This window comes from Salegentibacter agarivorans, from assembly GCF_900113135.1.
Classification (GTDB): domain Bacteria; phylum Bacteroidota; class Bacteroidia; order Flavobacteriales; family Flavobacteriaceae; genus Salegentibacter; species Salegentibacter agarivorans.
In genome coordinates this window covers 75,928-89,883 of sequence record NZ_FOOH01000012.1, presented here as the reverse complement: position 1 = coordinate 89,883, position 13,956 = coordinate 75,928, and the positions used below count along the sequence as shown (strand labels likewise).

Annotated in this window: 14 protein-coding genes and 1 tRNA gene; 5 read left to right on the top strand and 10 right to left on the bottom strand. The window is 38.0% G+C overall.

The annotated features are described in order from the left end of the window. Positions 1-6: 6 nt before the first annotated feature. Entirely contained in the window at positions 7-993 is a 987-nt protein-coding gene (locus BM084_RS10450; protein WP_075325272.1) for a YheT family hydrolase, read from the bottom strand. Positions 994-1,048: 55 nt separating this feature from the next. Here BM084_RS10450 and BM084_RS10445 point away from each other — a divergent pair, with 55 nt between their 5' ends. Further along, the gene (locus BM084_RS10445; protein ID WP_093304640.1) at positions 1,049-1,573 is read left to right on the top strand and encodes an acyl-CoA thioesterase; all 525 of its coding nucleotides are present in this window, start codon (positions 1,049-1,051) and stop codon (positions 1,571-1,573) included. A gap of 144 nt (positions 1,574-1,717) precedes the next feature. Continuing rightward, the gene (locus tag BM084_RS10440; RefSeq protein WP_093304638.1) at positions 1,718-2,275 is read left to right on the top strand and encodes a hypothetical protein; all 558 of its coding nucleotides are present in this window, start codon (positions 1,718-1,720) and stop codon (positions 2,273-2,275) included. A gap of 3 nt (positions 2,276-2,278) precedes the next feature. Here BM084_RS10440 and BM084_RS10435 read toward each other — a convergent pair whose 3' ends face one another. Genes BM084_RS10435 through BM084_RS10425 form a run of 3 tightly spaced genes read right to left on the bottom strand, consistent with a single transcriptional unit; the run spans position 2,279 to position 4,328 of the window. Next, on the bottom strand, positions 2,279-3,178 hold the full coding sequence (locus tag BM084_RS10435) for a DMT family transporter (RefSeq protein ID WP_075325269.1): 900 nt from the start codon (positions 3,176-3,178) through the stop codon (positions 2,279-2,281). After that, a complete protein-coding gene (locus BM084_RS10430; protein ID WP_075325268.1) occupies positions 3,171-3,524 on the bottom strand; it encodes an arsenate reductase family protein in 354 nt (117 codons plus the stop codon). Before BM084_RS10430 ends, BM084_RS10435 begins: the two co-directional genes overlap by 8 nt. Positions 3,525-3,536: 12 nt before the next feature. After that, positions 3,537-4,328: a DUF3298 and DUF4163 domain-containing protein gene (locus BM084_RS10425; protein ID WP_177195692.1), complete on the bottom strand. Its 792-nt coding sequence runs from the start codon at positions 4,326-4,328 to the stop codon at positions 3,537-3,539. An 88-nt stretch (positions 4,329-4,416) separates the two neighbouring features. On the opposite strand from BM084_RS10425, the gene BM084_RS10420 reads away from it, so the two are divergent. Beyond that, a complete protein-coding gene (locus BM084_RS10420; RefSeq protein WP_093304634.1) occupies positions 4,417-5,559 on the top strand; it encodes a cystathionine gamma-synthase in 1,143 nt (380 codons plus the stop codon). Between the two features lie 141 nt (positions 5,560-5,700). Here the strand turns inward: BM084_RS10420 and BM084_RS10415 are convergent, their stop codons facing one another. Both BM084_RS10415 and BM084_RS10410 read right to left on the bottom strand, forming a co-directional pair. Continuing rightward, positions 5,701-6,927, bottom strand: a complete 1,227-nt coding sequence (locus BM084_RS10415; protein WP_075325265.1) for a cysteine desulfurase-like protein — start codon at positions 6,925-6,927, stop codon at positions 5,701-5,703. Then, on the bottom strand, positions 6,927-9,320 hold the full coding sequence (locus BM084_RS10410; RefSeq protein ID WP_093304632.1) for a S9 family peptidase: 2,394 nt from the start codon (positions 9,318-9,320) through the stop codon (positions 6,927-6,929). The genes BM084_RS10415 and BM084_RS10410 overlap by 1 nt, the downstream gene beginning before the upstream one ends. 142 nt (positions 9,321-9,462) lie before the next feature. Here BM084_RS10410 and BM084_RS10405 point away from each other — a divergent pair, with 142 nt between their 5' ends. Then, a complete protein-coding gene (locus BM084_RS10405; protein ID WP_093304631.1) occupies positions 9,463-11,013 on the top strand; it encodes a M20/M25/M40 family metallo-hydrolase in 1,551 nt (516 codons plus the stop codon). A gap of 218 nt (positions 11,014-11,231) precedes the next feature. Here the strand turns inward: BM084_RS10405 and BM084_RS10400 are convergent, their stop codons facing one another. The 4 genes from BM084_RS10400 to BM084_RS10385 are packed head-to-tail and all read right to left on the bottom strand — an operon-like array spanning position 11,232 to position 13,736. Beyond that, positions 11,232-11,606: a hypothetical protein gene (locus BM084_RS10400; protein WP_093304629.1), complete on the bottom strand. Its 375-nt coding sequence runs from the start codon at positions 11,604-11,606 to the stop codon at positions 11,232-11,234. A gap of 43 nt (positions 11,607-11,649) precedes the next feature. Next, on the bottom strand, positions 11,650-12,639 hold the full coding sequence (locus tag BM084_RS10395) for a DUF1028 domain-containing protein (protein WP_093304627.1): 990 nt from the start codon (positions 12,637-12,639) through the stop codon (positions 11,650-11,652). Between the two features lie 50 nt (positions 12,640-12,689). Next, positions 12,690-13,385: a DUF2490 domain-containing protein gene (locus BM084_RS10390; protein ID WP_093304625.1), complete on the bottom strand. Its 696-nt coding sequence runs from the start codon at positions 13,383-13,385 to the stop codon at positions 12,690-12,692. A gap of 51 nt (positions 13,386-13,436) precedes the next feature. Then, positions 13,437-13,736: a hypothetical protein gene (locus BM084_RS10385; protein ID WP_075325259.1), complete on the bottom strand. Its 300-nt coding sequence runs from the start codon at positions 13,734-13,736 to the stop codon at positions 13,437-13,439. Between the two features lie 120 nt (positions 13,737-13,856). Between BM084_RS10385 and BM084_RS10380 the strand changes: the two genes are divergently transcribed. After that, positions 13,857-13,928: transfer RNA gene (locus tag BM084_RS10380), tRNA-Arg, on the top strand. Positions 13,929-13,956 lie beyond the last annotated feature (28 nt).

Below are 13,956 nucleotides of genomic sequence, written 5' to 3'. Positions count from 1 at the left end.
CAAAGCCTATTTTGAAGATTCTGAAATTATTGACTTGCTTGAAGTTATAAATTCTAAGGCCCGCTGTTCGTGATAATATATTTTTTTATGCTGAAAAAACCCTACGTGTCCCCCGTGTTTTGGAATTTCTAAATGAAGAAATTCAGAATTTTTTGCCACTTCTATGGGATAGGAATTTGGCGAAAGAAAAGTATCATTTTGTGCATTAAGCAAAAGTGTGGGAACTTTAATATAAGGTAGAAAACCTATACAGCTGCATTTTTTATAATAATCTGAAGCATCTTTAAAGCCGTGCGCTCTACTGGTATAAAGTTCATCTATGGCGAGTAGTGAATTACATTGTGTGATCTCTTCTTTACTAATTTCCGAAGGAAAATGGATTTGCCTAAGCTGGAGTTCTTTTTTTAGATTTTTAATAAAGCGTTTTGAATATAAAAAATTATGCGTTTTATTAAGTTCTTCCAGGGAAGCACCTAAATCACAAGGGGTAGAAATCGCGACTGCTGATTTAATTTCTGAAGGAATCTCATTTCGTTCTCCCAAATATTTCAACATTAAATTGCCACCCAAACTAAACCCCACCAGGCCGATTTCTTTATACTTTTGTTCTTGCTGAAGATGATTTATCACCGCTTCAAGGTCTTCAGTAGCACCCGCGTGGTAGCTGCGGTATAGTCGGTTTATTTCTCCACTACAACTTCTAAAATTCATGGAAGCTATATCCCAGCCGTTTTCCTGAAAATACTTTGCCATTCCCAACATATAAGGGCGATTGGCGTGTCCGGCGAGGCCGTGTAATAAAATGATTATTTTATCATTTTCAGCAGAATAAAAACTACGCTCCAAATCCAGGAAATCTCCATCGCTTAATTCAATGCGATCTTTTCTGCCAAAACTAAAACTTACTTTTCGTAAAGTAGCGGCATAAATACTTGAAACATGGGCATTTTTAAAAATACCAGGAGATTTATATTTAGTGTTTATTATAGGCATATGGCGCTAAGGTAAGGATGTAAATTTTTAAAATAATTATGCGTGCATAATATTTATGCTTAATTTTATTAAAAAAATAGAGAGAATGTACACCAAAGAATTTGAAATACGCTGGAGTGATATAGATGCAAACAGGCATTTGGCCAATACGGCTTATGTGAATTTTATGAGCCACACCCGGATGGCTTTTTTAATGGAAAACGGGTTTGGACAAAAGGATTTGGCGAAGAATAATATTGGTCCGGTGGTTTTTTACGAGCACATTTATTATTTTAAAGAAGTTTTTGCGGGAAAACCCATAAAAGTGACTTTACAGTTAAAAGGCCTTGCTGAAGATGGCATGTACTTTGAATTCCTACATAATTTTTATGATGAAAAAGGTCGAAATTTTGCCAGCTGTGAAATGATGGGTGCGTGGATAGATTTAAAGGAAAGAAAACTTACCAAATTGCCTAAAGCCCTGCGAGATAATTTAGACAGTTTAAGCCACACCGATGATTTTAAAATTTTAACTAAAGAAGATACCAGGAGATTTGGAAAACGGCCTCAACATTTAGATCCGGAAAAGTTAGGTTTTTAAACCCTTCTTCAGCGAAATTGCTTAAATTCCCGCATCGAAAAACATCAATTTTATATAAAACCACAAAAAGAACAAACCCGGGAAATCCTTAGATTTTCCGGGCTTGCTTTTTTGATATTTCTTGGATTTGTAATTATTGCACTAATGCTGGAATGGTATTATTTGCCATTATTTGTAGCTCCGCTAATCCTATCGGTTTTGGCGCCGTTTATAGATACACCCCAGGGAAAGAAGCAGGGAAAATTGATTTATCATTCTCCACTTTTTATTACTGAAAAAGAGAAAAATGGTAGAATTATTATTCACGGCGGGACTTTATTTGATTATTACTACGTGATTGATAGAAACTGGAAAGCGAAGCAACGCATAAGATATATTTTAAGGCAGTATATTTTAGGACTGGTGAATCTTACTGAATCTTATACCGAAAAGGAAGCCGCTGAAATCACTCTGGAAGGTACCAGCTATATTTTAAATAAAAGAACAGCTGAAAAACTGGGTTTTACAACAAAAAGAACCGATATACTTCAGCAAATTATACTCATTTATAATTATTTACAAATATTACTTGCAAATTCTATGGCCAAAGGGAAATTGAGTTTTCCAGACGTAGGTAAGGTAAATACTTATACCGCTTCCCTTTCTTCCGTTAAGAAAAATAAGAATTACTTAAAAAAACTTGCGGAAAAACTGGCAGATTAAAACCTAAGCTCTTATTTCGGTTTTCTTCTTGGTAACCATATACACTCCTACAAAAACCAGAATTGCTGCCACTACTTTTACCATATTCAGCTCATCTGCGCCGGTTAAAATTGCATAGGTAATTGCAATAAGCGGTTGCATATAGATAAACACGCTTATGGTTGAAGCCGAAAGTTGTTTTAGTGCATAAATATTCAGCAAATAGGTAGAAAAGGTGGTTCCTGCTACTACAAAAGCCATTTTCCAAATCGCATCAAAAGGTAAACTTGTCCAATTTACATCGGTAAATTCACCAATGGTTATAGGGAAATTGATGATTACCCCAATTAAAAATAGCCATTTCATTAAGGTAAACGCGTGATATTTTGCGGTTAGGGGTTTTACCAGAATTAAATAAAGTCCGTAGCTAAAAGCGTTTACAATAAATAGTACGTTCCCCATAGGAATGTTAGGTGCATTTCCGGCACTTTCAGCGCTAAAAAGAACCAAAACCAGGGCACCGGCCAAACCAACGATTATTCCCAGGGTTTTTAATAAGGTAATGCGTTCCCTGATGAGAATTGAAGCCAGGATTAACACCATAACCGGCGAAAGCGTGACAATAACCGAACTATTTATAGGTGTTGAAAGGCTTAATCCTTTAAAGAAGAATAGCATATTAATTACCATTCCAAAAACGGCACAACCTAAAATTCTTGGCCAGTCTGAAGTTGCAATTTTTTCTTTTGGCCCCAGGAAACTAATTACCCAAAATAGAACAGCAGCGCCGAAAACCCGTAAAAAAATAAATCCGAAGGGTTCAATATAAGTAGGCATTACGCCTTTAGCAATCGTATGGTTAAGTCCGTAGATCGCACTTGCGCCAATGGCCGCAAAGATGGCTAGAATACGTTTGTTATCCATGAACCGCTGCTTTGGCCGCCGCGACGGTTTTCTTAGAATTTCCTATAAAAATTTCCTCATTATTAATAATTACCGGTCTTTTCAGGAAAGTATAATGATCTAAAATTAGTTCTTTATAATCGGTTTCAGAAAGTTCCTTTTCCTTAAGCTCTCTTTCGCGATAAAGTCTTGCCCTGCGGCTAAATAAAGCTTCGTAACTACCGGCGAGCGCTTTCATTTCTTCCAGTTGTTTTTCAGTAATTTCTTCTTCTTTTATATCCTGAAGCTCAAAAGAACCTGGCAATTCCAGTTCTTTTAAAATCTTTTGGCAGGTGTTGCAGGTAGAGAGATGATATACTTTTTTCATAGCTAATTTTAATTAGTAGTTAAGCCATTCGCTTACTTTATTCTTCGGAAAAGAAAGTTTTAATTCCCCTTCGGCATAACTGGCAGCTTCGTACCGATTATAAATCAGGATAACCCGGTTTTTGGTTACGGCAATATTTTCCGGAAGTGCAAAACTATCCTTTTCAAAGAAAAATCCGTTGGAATTTATATTTTCTCCTTCAGGAATCTCATATTTCTTTCTGAATTCTTTTTCAGCAAAATTCGTAAAAGCTTCCAAATCTGAAAATAAATCGTTTTTATAAAGTAATTCGCCTGAAGTAATATCGTAATTAGCATAACTCGTGGCACCGTAACCGTGCGCACCACCGGTGAAAAGGTAGAAATTGGTTTCCAAAACCAGTAATTTCTTCGTCTGGCTTAATACCGATTGAGAGATTTCAACTTCATATTCGGCTTGAGATTCGGGGAAATCCCTTTTAAAATTCTGAAAATCCTGGATAAATTCATTAACCACGGCCTTTACATTTTCAGCTTCAGAAGCTACTTCAGTATTATTAAAAATTTTAATAAGGTTCTCCTGGTTGTAACTATTCATTTCTTTGGCAGCCTCCCTATCTTCTCTAAATTTTAAATAATTGACTCGTATTTTAGGGCATGTTTCGGTTTTACAGGCTTCAAAATCTTTTGGTAAAAAGCTTTCTTCGTAGAAACTAAGCGCTTCGGTATCGCCCTTCACCTGTTTTACGCCGGCGTCAGATTTTTCGTCCCGACAGGAAGTGAATATTAGGAAAATAACCAGGAGGGAAAGGATTTTTTGAGACATAGAAAAGGCTGTTAAATACGCGAATAAAGATAAACCTATTTTGTTTAAAGACAATGAGCGCGCTACATTTGCTGTAAACGCAAGAATTATGAAATTTAATACTAAAACCATACATGGAGGGCAGGAAAATATAGATCCCGCATACGGCTCTGTAATGCCGCCTATATACCAAACAACTACATATTCACAAAGTACACCCGGTGGCCATAAAGGTTTTGAATACTCACGAAGCGGAAATCCAACCCGTTCGGCTTTAGAAAAATCCCTGGCTAGTTTAGAAAATGGGAAATTTGGACTTGGTTTTGGTTCCGGACTTGCGGCGATAGATGCGGTGATGAAACTTTTTAAACCCGGTGACGAAATAATCTCTACCAACGATCTTTATGGTGGTTCTTATAGGTTGTTTACCTCCATTTTTGAAAATATGGGGATTAAATTTCATTTTATTGGAATGAATGAAGCCGGTAATATTGAAAAATATATAAATGAAAACACCAAATTACTGTGGGTTGAAACACCGACCAACCCAATGATGAATATTATTGATATAGAAGCGGTTTCTAAAATCGCAAAAGCCCATAATCTACTGCTTGCGGTAGACAATACTTTTGCTACGCCTTATCTACAACAACCTTTAGATCTTGGGGCAGATATTGTGATGCACAGCGCAACAAAATATTTAGGCGGCCATAGTGATGTAGTTTTGGGTGGATTAGTTGTAAAAGATGAAAAATTAGCTGAAAAACTATATTTTATTCAGAAAGCCAGCGGTGCAATTTGCGGTCCGCAAGACAGTTTCCTGGTTTTACGTGGAATTAAAACTCTGCACCTTAGAATGCAGCGTCACTGTGAGAATGGAGATGCCGTTGCAAAATTCCTGAGATCACACCCAAAAGTAGGAAATGTTTACTGGCCCGGATTTGAAGATCACCCAAACCACGATATTGCAAAGAGGCAAATGAAAGGTTTTGGCGGAATGATCTCTTTTAGCACAAAAGAAAATACTCTAGAAAGTGCAACAAAGCTTGTTGAAAAGCTAAAAATTTTCACCCTGGCCGAATCGCTTGGCGGGGTAGAATCTTTAGCCGGCCACCCCGCCACTATGACTCACGCTTCTATCCCAAAAGAAGAACGAGCAAAAACCGGGGTTGTAGATTCCTTAATTAGATTAAGCGTGGGAATTGAAGATGAAGAAGACCTGATAAACGACCTGAAACAAGCTTTAGGGTAGCTTGTTTTTTTAGAGAGAATTTAAAATTCAATTAGAATCGTCATTGCGATCCCGTTTTTATCGGGAGAAATAATCTCAAACCTGAGTAACAGAAATGGACAGATTGCTACGCAATGACGAAACTTTATTATACTAAATTTACTAAATCACCTTTTTTAAAGTCCATATTAATCGTTGTACTTCATCCAGGGTGTTGTAATGCACTAAACTTACTCTAACCACGCCATTTTTCTCTTTTAAACCAGCATCTTCAATAAGTTTTTTGGCATAAAAATCTCCAAATCTAATACCTATTCTAAAATCATCAACCTTTTCAACTATTTGATCACTCGTGAGCTCATTATGTACAAAAGAAATGGTAGGCACTCTTTTTTCCCTTTCTGCAGTATTCTGGCCAATTATTTTAATTTTTGGATGTTCATTTAAATAAGAAATCAAAGGTTTGCTTATTCGCTCTTCGTGCCTGCCAATCAGCTCAAAAATTTTATCCAATTTTTCCTGAAAATCGGTTTTCTTTTCCTTCGGAAATTCGTGCTTAAATAATTGATCAAAATATTCGATAATTCCGAGTAAACTATAGGTTAATTCAAAATTAAAATTTCCGGGCTGAAATTTATATGGCACATCTTTTTTAGTGAAAAAATAATGGTTAAATCCTTCCATTTGGTATAATTGATTATACCTGCCATACATCACCGCTAAATGCGGCCCATAGGTTTTATACCAGCTAAAAACATAAAAATCTACATCCAATTTTCTAACATCTACCCGTCGGTGGGGTGCATAGGCAACTCCATCTACACAAATAAGTGCTCCTGCTTTATGTACCGTTTTTGCAATTTCTTTAATAGGATTTATACTTCCTAAAATATTTGAAGCGTGGGTAACGGCAACCAGTTTGGTGCGCTTGTTCAGTAATTTTTTTAGATCGCTTATTTCCAGTTCAAGACTGTCGGGATTGGCTTTCCAAACCTTTATATTAATGCCTTTTTCCTTTAAATCTGTCCAGGGAGAAACATTGGCTTCGTGATCTGTATTGGTAACAATCACCTCGTCTCCTTCCTGCCATTGTTTGCTAATACAAATACTTAAAATTCGTAATAGCATAGAAGAAGAAGGCCCTATGACCACTTCTTCTGGTTTGCCGGCATTTATAAACCTGCTGACTTGCTTAGTGGCGTAATTCAGTTTTTCTCCAGCTTCCCGGGAAACTTTATAGGAAGCTCCTAGTTGTACGTTATGATGGAGTAAATACCCGCTAATGCGCTCGGCAACCTTTTTTAAGGTTTGAGAGCCACCAGCGTTATCCATAAAAGTAAATTCCTTTTCCAGAGCTGGAAACTGACTTCTTACAAATTCAATATCCATTAGTCTAAAAGGCTTTCATTGAACAATTCAAGGATTCTACGGTACTCATCGGTCCAACTGCTGGGTTCAACAAAACCGTGATCTTCTACGGGATAAATTGCCATTTCCCAGTCTTCCTTGCCTAATTCAATTAAACGTTGTGAAAGCCTAACCACATCCTGAAAATGCACATTTACATCTACCATTCCGTGGGCGATCAATAAATCTCCTTCCAGACCTTCAGCAAAATAAATGGGTGAAGATCTTCTATAAGCGATTGGGTCTGCCGCAGGTTCATTTAAAATATTAGAAGTATAGCCGTGATTATAATGCGCCCAATCGGTTACCGATCTTAATGCAGCGCCGGCTTTAAAAGTTTCAGGTTCGGTAAACATTCCCATTAACGTGATAAAACCGCCATAACTTCCGCCATAAATCCCGACTTTTTCAGGATTTATCCCATGATTTTCAACTAAATATTCCACCCCGTCAACCTGGTCAGAAAGGTCTTTTCCTCCCATGTGGCGATAAATCCCTGTACGCCAGTCACGACCATAACCAGCACTTCCGCGGTAATCAATATCTATTACGGTGTAACCAAGATCGGTTAATAAATTATGGAACATATATTCTCTAAAATAACTGCTCCACCATTTGTGAGCGTTTTGCAGGTAACCTGCACCGTGCACAAAGACTACCGCAGCGTCATTCTTTACATTTGCTTCGGGTTTGTATAACCTGGCGGGAACCATAGCGCCATCTTCGGCTTCAAATTCTATTAATTCGGGTTCTCTCCAGTCGTAGCTGCTAAATGCTTCAGATTGTCCTTCGGTTAGTTGTTTGACTTCAGCATTTGCTTTCGTTTTCTTTAAATATAATTCCCACGGCTTGTTACTGTAGGAATGCAAAATGGCCATGTTTTTTTCATCGGGAGAAAGGAAGACATTGTTATTCCCTTCCATTTGGGTAAGTTTTTCCATTTTACCACCCATCACCGGCATTTTATAAAAGTGACGTTCTCCGGGTCCAACTTCAGAGGTTGTTAAAAACCAATGTTTTTTATTGTTTGAAAGTTCAGGATCAAAAACTTCAAAATCACCTTCGGTTAGTGCTATTTTATTTCCGGTATTCACGTCTAATAAATACAAATGCGAATACCCGGTTTCTTCACTTTGAAAATAGATATGTTTATTGTCGGGTAACCAACCCATTTCTTCACCGCCGTAGTAAGCGTAGCCAATTCCCGGCCCGGCAATCCAGGCTTCATCTCTTTGGCGGTCTAAAGTGTTTAGCTCGCCGGTTTCCAGGTCAATTTTAGCGATCCACCGGTCTTTATTGTCTTTAGAACGTATATTGACCACCGCGTGTTCCCCATTTTCTGAAAAATAAACCGTTGTGGGTGCTACCTCCCTGTGGGTTTCTTCCCATTCCTTATCGGGATAATCTTCTACGTAATCAGGCAAATCGGTAATTCCTGGTAAATTATCAGTTTTTAAAGTATAAACAGTATCCTTTTCAAAATTGTAAATCGCCAGTTCAATACTGGTTTTATCTTCACCAACTTTACTTCTGGCAGGTAGGTTAGCGGTATAGCCAGATTCATCTACATAATTTGGTACATCGGTGCTTCCATTTCGCTCCCGGGTAATAAGTTTGAAAGTTGCAAATTTCGCATTTGGTGAAACCTGTAAATTACTAAGATCGCGATCTTCTAAGTAAAAGGTATAGTCCTCTTTTTCAGCCGTAGCTTCACGGTAGGTTTCCCTACTTTCTTTTTCAGTTTTACGCTGATTTACAACTTCCAGGAGTTCCAGGTTTTCATCCCGTACCCAGGCATCTTTTTCTGAAGTTTTATCTTCTTTTTCCTCTTCAGCTTTACCATCAGTGATATTGGTTAGTTGTTTAATACTTCCCGCTTTTCTATCGTATATAAAAGCATTGTTACCGGAGTTGAAGCTAATTTTATTTTCGTCTGCGAGGAATTCAGCATTGCTAATAGCTTCCGATAGGTCTAATAATTGAGTAGTTTCGCTAGATTTTACATCGTAAATAACGAGGTTACCATCCTTGCTGAAAATCTTTTTACTCCGGTTTTTATTGAAATCGCCGTAGGATGGAATTATTCCTCGCTCTTCTTCCAAACTCACTTTACTGATTTTAGAAGTATTGTTCAACTCTATTTTATAAAGCGAATCCTTTACATTTTTCTCAGGATTATAATCAAAATAGATGGTTTCGCTATCGGCACTCCATTTTACGTTTGACGGGAAAGTACCCATCCAATTAGGATCTTGCATAATTTTTTCTACAGAAAGTTCGCTAGTTTGGGAAATTCCGGAAAAACTTAAACCTAAAAATATTAAAAAGAGAAACTGAAATTTAAAATTGAAGGGGTTTTGTAGCGTTTTTTTCATTGATTTAAGGAGTTGTGGGTTTATTTTTTAAAAACACTGCCAATATAGTTAAATAGATAATATCTGTAAAGAATCTGTAGGAAATGCCCACCCGGATTTAATTAATATATTTACGCTTAAAATTTAAATTTAATAATTCAGGATGAAGAAAAATTTCCGCACACTTTTTAGTTTATTCCTTGTAGCCGGGGCATTGCAGGTACAGGCACAGGAAGAGATGGTTAACAAAATTGTAACCGAGGCCAATGAAAATTCAAAATTAGAAGAACTTGCCCACGAGCTTGTGGATGTGGTAGGACCACGTTTAGTAGGGACACCACAGATGAAAAATGCTCACGACTGGGCAGTAAAAAAATATGATAGCTGGGGAATTTCAGCTGAAAACGAAGAATATGGCACCTGGCGTGGCTGGGAGCGTGGCATTACCCATATTGACCTTGTAGAGCCAAGATTAAGAACGCTGCAAGGTAGGCAACTTGCCTGGAGCCCTTCAACCGGAAAAAAAGGGGTAACCGCTGAGGTTGTGCTATTGCCAGAAGCTTCAGATTCTACTGCATTTGCCAATATGCTTTCTTCGGTTAAAGGAAAATTTGTGATGATCTCGGTTAATGAACCTACCGGTAGACCTCCATACAACTGGGAAGAATGGGCTACTGAAAAGTCATGGAAAAAAATGCAGGGAAGTATAAAAGAAGCCGATTCAATTTGGAGAGACCGAATTAGCAAAACCGGGTATGGTTACAGAGAATTACCTAAAGCACTTGAAAACGCAGGAGCTGCCGGAATTATAACTTCTAACTGGTCTCACGGGTTTGGAGCAAATAAAGTATTTGGAGCTTATACCAATAAAATTCCAACTTTAGACCTTAACCTAGAAGATTACGGCTTGCTTTATCGTTTAGCTGAAAATAATAATACTCCCAAAATAAAAGTGGTTGCTCAATCTAAAGATCTTGGAGAAGTACCTACGTTTAATACTATTGCAAGAATTGAAGGCAGCGAAAAACCTGAAGAATATGTTGTTCTTTCAGCACATTTTGATTCCTGGGATGGTGGAACCGGTGCTACAGATAACGGTACGGGAACTATTGTAATGATGGAAACAATGAGAATTCTTAAAAAACTTTATCCAAACCCGAAGCGAACAATTATTGCGGGACATTGGGGAAGTGAAGAACAGGGACTTAATGGTTCTCGAGCTTTTGTAAAAGATAATCCGGAGATTGTAGCTAATGTACAAGCCTTATTCAACCAGGATAATGGAACTGGAAGGGTTAAGAATATTAACGGACAGGGTTTTCTACACGCCTACGATTATATAGGAAGATGGCTGGAGCCGGTTCCGCAGGAAATTAAGGGAGAAATTGAAACTTCATTCCCGGGAACTCCATCCAGCGGAGGAACAGATCACGCTTCTTTTGTAGCAGCCGGTGCGCCTGCATTTATGCTAAACTCCTTAAACTGGTCTTACTGGGATTATACCTGGCATACCAACTTAGATACTTATGATAAAATTGTTTTTGATGATGTGAGAAGCAACGTGATCTTAACCGCTATTATGACCTATATGGCGAGTGAAGATCCAGAAACTACCTCCAGGGAAAAAGCAGTATTGCCAATAAACAGAAGATCGGGTGAGCAAATGACCTGGCCTGAGCCAAGAGATGGAGAGCGAAAAGGAGGATTGGATTAAGGGCTAACTATTAAAAAGCTTGTTTGATTTTTTCTCTTTTCGTCAAACTGAACTTGTTTCAGCTTCTAACTTGTTTTAAATCCTGAAAAAAGTTCAGGATGACGAATTTAAAAACGTCATTACGAAAGACGAGCAGTCTGTATATTAATAGCAGATTACTTCACTCCGTTCGTAATGACGTTTTATTTTTTTATTTCAGAATTTATAAAACCTCAAAATTAACTTTGAAGATCAGCTCCTACAGGAATGGAGCAATCGTGATAGGGCTCACCGTGTGGAGGGTTTTTAGAAGGTTTTGAATCCTTCAACCTAATTGGTGAAGTAGTCATTTCAGATCCTGAACCTGCATTGGTGTTGTTACTTGCTCCGCTTAAAGAAGCGCCAACCGGCATATCACAGCGGTGCCCGGGTTCACCATGAGGGGGGTTTACATCTGGGGTTTCTGCATTTCCAGATGTGTTTCCACTCATTTGGGTATTTGGAGCAGTTTGGGTTTCTTCAGCAGTTTTTTCTTCTGCGTCTTTACAAGAAGTAAATGCGGTAAGTGATACAACCGCAAGTCCAAGCATAACTTTATTAAAAGTAATTTTCATAACAGCATTATTTTAAGTTATAAAGATACTAAATCTGTGAAGATTACTTAGTAAGCATCTTCATTTCCTCTTTGCTAACGTTTATTAGGCCGGCTTTGGGCAAACGCTTTAGCATTATTCTCCAGTTTTCGTCTTCATCAAAAATCCTATCAAAAATTTGTTTCGCTTCTTGTAAACGATCGCTGTTAGCAAGAGCCACCGCTTTCCAAAAACGCATTTCCAGGTTGTTGGGAAACATACTTTCTGCGGTGCCGTATTCTTCTAAAGCTTTTTCTACATTTCCTTCTTCCATGGCAAGATCGCCGCGGTTCATAAATTCGTAGGCTCTTGCGGTTTTAAGCAAACGTTCTAATTCTTCAATAGGATTTTCGTGATCGTCTACCCTAAGATCTATTTTTTTGTCTTTCCAAACTTCGTCCACCTTATCTGGCCCCACCACAAATAAGGCCGCCGATTGTTTTCCGCGTATGTCTCCGCCAGCATGCTGGGCGGCTTTTAAAACCGCAACAACTCTTTCAGCCAAAGGTAAGTTTGCATTTTCAACGAAAGCTTCTGCCATTGCGGGAACAACTTTATCATTCAGCATCATATTAGCCTGGACCGAAAAATTATCTCCATTAAGATGTTCGGCTTCAGCTACACATTTTTCCCCGGTATATGCAGCATTAGCGCCAGATTTTCCTAAAATGGCAAGCTGTCTAAAATCGCGACCTTCATCATTATTTATAAGACTTTCTACGGCTTCTTCAGGCGTATAACCTTCATCTAAAAGTTTGAGCCCCTGGGGACCAAATGCGGGATTTACAAAAGATTGAGTAGCAACCACTCCAACCCCAGATTTCCCCCAGGCTACCAATGGACCCACCGAAAACCAGTGACTTTGAACGCCCACGGCCATTTCCCCGGTTTTTGCATCGCGAGCCACAATAGAATACGTGTGCGCGAAAGCGTCTCCGCTAATTTCAGAAGTTTGGGCTTTGGTATTTAAGGTTGAAATAAATATTAAAGCGAAAAAAAGTAAAAATTGCTTCATAATTCAGGTTTCTGATTAGAAGCTAAGATAACGAAACTCTGCTGAATAGCTTAAAAAGTATGATGCAGGCTAAGCTGAATTTGTCCTTTGCTAACCGTATTAGTAATTTGTGTCATATACCCGGCCTGGAGTTTGAGATTGTCTTTTAGGGCATAACCCAGGGCAGAATAGAACCGGTTACGGTCAAATAATTCAACACTTCTACCATCACCAATTTCGCGTTCGCCATTAATGAAGATCTCGTTATATAAGGCAAGATAAACAGCATTTTTATTAAGGTTTGGCTGATTTAAAGGCACATTTAAAAACAAATTATAGCGGTAACGCGTTCTAAAATCCTGATTTTCTACCCAACGCTGTTCGTATCTAAAGCGGTGCGTGAGGTAAAATCTATTGCTTAACTTATGCGGAAGTAAAGCTTCCTGGTAAATCCTGTTTTCGCCCGAAGTTTCGTTAGCCTCACCAAACTCACCGGAGGTAATATTTCCATATCCCAGGGTGAATTTTATATCGGCATTTTTTGGAGAATAGGTGAGTCCGCCACGAATAAGCAATTGTTCTAAATCACCGCCAAGATCCCAGTTTCTATATTGAATATCTCCCTGAAGGCCCCATTCACTTTCACCAAAATTTGTATTCCAAAAATACATATACCAGGCGCCGGTTTTTTCTTCATCAACTTGGGCATTGACAGAAAAAGAAATGAATAAACTAAAAAGAACTGCGGAAAGGAGTGATTTTTTCATTTTTGCTTTTTCCGCAAATATAACATTCCGCCTGGAAAAAACAGGTCTTTACTATTCTTTCACCTGGGTAACGAGAATATAATCTGGCCCTCCATCTACGGGGTAACCTTCAATTTTTGATCCTGAAATTGTAACTTCTTTCCCTATATATTCATCCAAACTTACTTTGTCACTCTTAAGTGCATAAAATTCATCTTCAGTATTTAAAGTATGAGTGCCATATTGGTAGGAAGTTATACCCTGGCTTTCTATAGTTCCTGTAAGTTGCATATGTTCTTCAGAATTTTGCCTGTCACAATTTGTACTTAAAAAAATGAGCCCTGTAACCATGCTTAAAATAATAGCTTTCATAAAGATTGGGTTTAAAATATAAGTTTGATTAAAATTAATAAAAGCAAAGTAACCAGCTGAAGTTTTAAATTATAATATGATGAATTTCTGAAAACATTATTATTTTTGTCCCGCTTACAAGGCCTCATAGTTCAACGGATAGAATAAGAGTTTCCTAAACTTTAGATCCAGGTTCGATTCCTGGTGAGGCTACTTTATTGAAATGGGGTGCTTGCTATAA

Bases quoted from the DNA above. Each gene is read 5' to 3' on its own strand.
- BM084_RS10450 (WP_075325272.1), bottom strand. From the start codon at position 993: ATGCCTATAATAAACACTAAATATAAATCTCCTGGTATTTTTAAAAAT.
- BM084_RS10445 (WP_093304640.1), top strand. From the start codon at position 1,049: ATGCTTAATTTTATTAAAAAAATAGAGAGAATGTACACCAAAGAATTT.
- BM084_RS10440 (WP_093304638.1), top strand. From the start codon at position 1,718: ATGCTGGAATGGTATTATTTGCCATTATTTGTAGCTCCGCTAATCCTA.
- BM084_RS10435 (WP_075325269.1), bottom strand. From the start codon at position 3,178: ATGGATAACAAACGTATTCTAGCCATCTTTGCGGCCATTGGCGCAAGT.
- BM084_RS10430 (WP_075325268.1), bottom strand. From the start codon at position 3,524: ATGAAAAAAGTATATCATCTCTCTACCTGCAACACCTGCCAAAAGATT.
- BM084_RS10425 (WP_177195692.1), bottom strand. From the start codon at position 4,328: ATGTCTCAAAAAATCCTTTCCCTCCTGGTTATTTTCCTAATATTCACT.
- BM084_RS10420 (WP_093304634.1), top strand. From the start codon at position 4,417: ATGAAATTTAATACTAAAACCATACATGGAGGGCAGGAAAATATAGAT.
- BM084_RS10415 (WP_075325265.1), bottom strand. From the start codon at position 6,927: ATGGATATTGAATTTGTAAGAAGTCAGTTTCCAGCTCTGGAAAAGGAA.
- BM084_RS10410 (WP_093304632.1), bottom strand. From the start codon at position 9,320: ATGAAAAAAACGCTACAAAACCCCTTCAATTTTAAATTTCAGTTTCTC.
- BM084_RS10405 (WP_093304631.1), top strand. From the start codon at position 9,463: ATGAAGAAAAATTTCCGCACACTTTTTAGTTTATTCCTTGTAGCCGGG.
- BM084_RS10400 (WP_093304629.1), bottom strand. From the start codon at position 11,606: ATGAAAATTACTTTTAATAAAGTTATGCTTGGACTTGCGGTTGTATCA.
- BM084_RS10395 (WP_093304627.1), bottom strand. From the start codon at position 12,639: ATGAAGCAATTTTTACTTTTTTTCGCTTTAATATTTATTTCAACCTTA.
- BM084_RS10390 (WP_093304625.1), bottom strand. From the start codon at position 13,385: ATGAAAAAATCACTCCTTTCCGCAGTTCTTTTTAGTTTATTCATTTCT.
- BM084_RS10385 (WP_075325259.1), bottom strand. From the start codon at position 13,736: ATGAAAGCTATTATTTTAAGCATGGTTACAGGGCTCATTTTTTTAAGT.